Origin of the sequence: Photorhabdus kayaii (assembly GCF_025384895.1) — a bacterium.
Lineage (GTDB): Bacteria > Pseudomonadota > Gammaproteobacteria > Enterobacterales > Enterobacteriaceae > Photorhabdus > Photorhabdus kayaii.
This window is the reverse complement of the sequence record NZ_JAJAFZ010000170.1, coordinates 1-1,582: the sequence shown is the minus strand read 5'-3', so window position 1 is coordinate 1,582 and position 1,582 is coordinate 1. Positions and strand designations below refer to the sequence as shown.

The window sequence follows — 1,582 nt, the reverse complement described above, 5'->3', positions numbered from 1 at the left end:
ACAGATTGAAGCGGGTGGTTGCGGAAGAAGAGACGCGCCGCCTGGAATAAACCGAATATGCCTGGCGGCGATAGCGCGGCGGTCCCACCTGACCCCATGCCGAACTCAGCAGTGAAACGCCGTAGCGCCGATGGTAGTGTGGGGTCTCCCCATGTGAGAGTAGGGAACTGCCAGGCTTTAAATACCGTAGAAACCCCCAGCGAGCGCTGGGGGTTTTTGCATATCAGGGTCTGTATCATTTTATTCTTCCATATGAAAGGTTAAAACCACCGACTTTAGTCGGTCAGCTTTAGCTGAGATACTGTGTTGCATGGGAGGTGCAACATGGATTACAGATACGGTAGTCACACAGTATTTCAGATTGAATACCATTTTGTATGGGTAACGAAATACAGGCACAAAGTGCTGATAGGTGAAGTAGCAATACGGGTGCGCGAGTTAGTTCGTCAGACATGTGAAGCATTTGAAATCAGGATATTAAAAGGAGTAGTGAGCAAAGATCATGTTCACATACTGGTGAGTAGTCCCCCGACATTATCTCCCTCAGAAATCATGAGGAGACTGAAGGGGAGGACAGCGAGTAAGTTGTTTGAAGAGTTTTCGCATCTAAAGAAACGCTACTGGGGTCAGCATTTTTGGGGCAGAGGCTATTTTTGTGCGACGGTGGGTCAGTTAACGGAAGAGATGATAAAGGCTTATCTGGAGCATCATTTTGAACCAAACCCGGATGATAACTTCAGGATGGACAATTGACGCATCGTTCAGCCGATGCGTATCCGGACTTTCAGTCCGTTAATCACTAACCCACCGACTAAAGTCGGTGGTTTTAACCTTTCATATGGAAGAATAAATATTGGGGCTGTCCTAGATAGCGATTATATTTTTCCCTTAACTATTTGTTTTATAATATGTAATTGGCCTTTTACACCCGGTGTATTAAATCTCCACTCACATTCCTTGAGAAAGAGCTCAAAATGTTCCTTTGGTATGCTATTAAATTTACGCAGATGACGTTTGGCTTGGTTCCAAAAGTTCTCTATCCCATTGATATGGTTTTGACCATTTTTAGCGTCTACAAACTCCGTGCTATGGTTAATTCGATAGTGTTTAAAATCGGACACGTCCAGCACATCATAGCGGGCAAAATTGTCTGTGTAGACCAGGCTGTCAGGCTTAATTTTCGCCGTGATTATCGGAATTAAGGTATCGGATTTGGCGTTAGGTGTTAGGCGGGTGTAGACCTTACCACCTCGCTTGAGAAGCCCGAAAACAGGGACTTTTCCGGCTGAACCTCGCCCGCGTTTTCCCTTACGTTTATCCCCGAAATAGCTTTCGTCTATCTCGACTTCACCTTCAAACATGGAGTGTTCATCGACATAATCAGCGATAAGGACTCTGAGGCGGTGAAAATAGTAAGCTGAAGTCGTTTTGTTGACCCCCACTAACTCAGCCGCAGTGCGAGCTGTAGCCCCTGCCACAAAGAGCTCCTGAAGACGTTTTTGCTTGTATTGGCTAATCCGACTTTTTCTCATTTGGATATCCTAGATCAAATTACTTATCTAGGATAGCCCCTTTTTATTAG

Annotated in this window: 2 protein-coding genes and 1 rRNA gene; 2 read left to right on the top strand and 1 reads right to left on the bottom strand. The window is 45.3% G+C overall.

Annotation, left to right across the window (positions count from 1 at the left end; all coding sequences use genetic code 11):
• The first annotated feature begins 60 nt into the window (after positions 1-60).
• Positions 61-176, top strand: a 5S ribosomal RNA gene (rrf, locus tag LGZ98_RS23660).
• Positions 177-324: 148 nt separating this feature from the next.
• The gene (gene tnpA / locus LGZ98_RS23655) at positions 325-753 is read left to right on the top strand and encodes an IS200/IS605 family transposase (RefSeq protein ID WP_040154654.1); all 429 of its coding nucleotides are present in this window, start codon (positions 325-327) and stop codon (positions 751-753) included.
• A 122-nt stretch (positions 754-875) separates the two neighbouring features.
• Here the strand turns inward: tnpA and LGZ98_RS23650 are convergent, their stop codons facing one another.
• Entirely contained in the window at positions 876-1,532 is a 657-nt protein-coding gene (locus tag LGZ98_RS23650) for an IS1595 family transposase (RefSeq protein WP_262978722.1), read from the bottom strand.
• Between the last annotated feature and the right edge of the window lie 50 nt (positions 1,533-1,582).